Here is a 1,998-nt window from a genome sequence, read left to right as displayed (position 1 = left end):
GGAGTAATCCCCTACAACTTCTACAGCACCAATTATGAGTCCGTGCTTGCGAACGCTTATTTTGCAGGAAAAGTGCTCTATCCGGACAGGTTTGAAGACGTCGATCCGGAAGCAAAAGCCGACGAAATTTATACCTTCTTCCTTGGCAAGCCTGTATATTCTGATCTTAACGGACAGTACGACAACCTCGGATTCAAACAGATCCCATTATGATAGAGATGTAAAGAAAGGCATTTTCCAATGGAGCAGTTTCGGAAGATTACATAGATTCCGTGAATAGAAAATACTCAGGGGTTATGGGGGGCTTCTGCTCCTCTTTATAATGCATATATACTCGATCTAAGCAGAAGAAGTGATAATACCACCTATGAAATGCTGCAAACTATTTTTGAAAAACAAATTTATCCTCTAGTTACCCATTTTAAGGGAAAAACTGAAAAAAGCTGAGAAAAAGTATTATCATCCAGTTTTTATCTAACTTTCATCTAATAGTTATATTGCTTTTATCTAACTTTTATCTAACTTTTGTCTAACTTTTATCTAACTTTTATCTAACTTTTATTTAATAGTTATATTACTTTCATATTATTTTTGTCTTATTATTATCTAATTTTTATCTTAGTTTTAATTTGTTTTTCAATAACATCCATCTTTTAGCTGATACTTTACCCGATCGGACTTCACGGAGTTAACTTTCTACAGATTCAATCTACCTAAAAACAGCCACAAGCATAGGCAATCAGTTTCAGTAACTAAAAATAAGCCGGTTTCAGGTTATGCTGCGAATTTATCTTCATCTGGCCTAAAAAGTCACAACAACTCATCATTTTTAGAAATTCGTTGAGATTTTGAGAATAAACAGGTAAATTTAGTTAATTTTATGTAATACTTTTACTCTCTAGCCATAGAGGAAAGTAACATGAAAATAAATTATAGTAATAAATTAAATAAAATTATTTTAATAGGAGTACTCATTGCTGCCCTGGTGATGACTTCAGGATGCGCTGACAACTCCGCATCTGATGAAGATTCGGAAGTATCGGCTCCGGCTTCAGGAGTTACAGACGCTAATGAGGCGGCAGAATCTGCAGAGCTTACGATCACGGATGGGTTCGGCAGGGAAGTTACCGTACCCGGGAATGCGGAAAGACTTGTTTGCTCAGGGTCCGGATGCCTGCGCTACCTTGTATACCTCCAGGCCGAAGACTACGTCGTAGGCGTTGACAGTATGGAGACAAAGGTAAATGAAATCGAGGGGCGACCCTATGCCCTTGCAAACCCGCAACTTAAAGATTATCCCCTTATTGGAGAGGCCCGGGGAGAAGACGACCCTGAAAAGATAATTGAGATTAACCCCCAGATTATCCTGAAGAGCAGTACAGTTGGCCAGGCATCGGCAACAACCGCTGCTGATGCCGACGCACTTCAGGACAAAACCGGCATCCCTGTAGTCTCATTCCCTTACGGGTCTTTAAATAATGAGGAGCAGAAAACCGAAATGTACAGCTCCCTCAGAATCATGGGCGAGGCCATAGGCAAACAGGAAAGAGCAGAAGAGGTAATCGCTTATATCGAAGCTACGATGCAGGATCTGGAAAGCAGGACTGCAGACATTCCGGAGTCCGAAAGAAAGACTGTCTATGTTGGAGGGGTGAGTTATTCCGGAGCTCATGGAATAATCTCTACGGAACCGGCTTACGCGCCATTCCTCTGGGTGAATGCAAAGAATGTTGCAGCCGGAATGGGCGCAGACCATGCTGATATTGCCAAAGAAGCACTCGTAGACTGGGATCCCGAGTATATATTTATTGATGTCGGAACCCTCCAGCTTGGTAATGAAGGAGCGATCGGAGAACTTAAGAATGACGCGTCCCTTGCAGGCCTTTCGGCTGTAAAGAATGGTAAGGTCTATGGAGTAATCCCCTACAACTTCTACAGCACCAATTATGAGTCCGTGCTTGCGAACGCTTATTTTGCAGGAAAAGTGCTCTATCCGGA

At 41.6% G+C, this 1,998-nt stretch carries 1 protein-coding gene and 1 pseudogene; both read left to right on the top strand.

The features are described 5' to 3' along the window. Positions 1-213: pseudogene (locus tag ACPK8D_RS10925) on the top strand (iron ABC transporter substrate-binding protein); the annotation flags it as partial. A 706-nt stretch (positions 214-919) separates the two neighbouring features. Then, positions 920-1,998, top strand: a 1,079-nt coding sequence (locus ACPK8D_RS10920; protein ID WP_424717885.1) for an iron ABC transporter substrate-binding protein, incomplete at its 3' end; no start/stop codon positions are given.

The organism is Methanosarcina sp., assembly GCF_049706645.1.
In the GTDB taxonomy this organism is placed as follows: domain Archaea; phylum Halobacteriota; class Methanosarcinia; order Methanosarcinales; family Methanosarcinaceae; genus Methanosarcina.
This window is presented reverse-complemented; position numbering and strand designations above follow the sequence as displayed.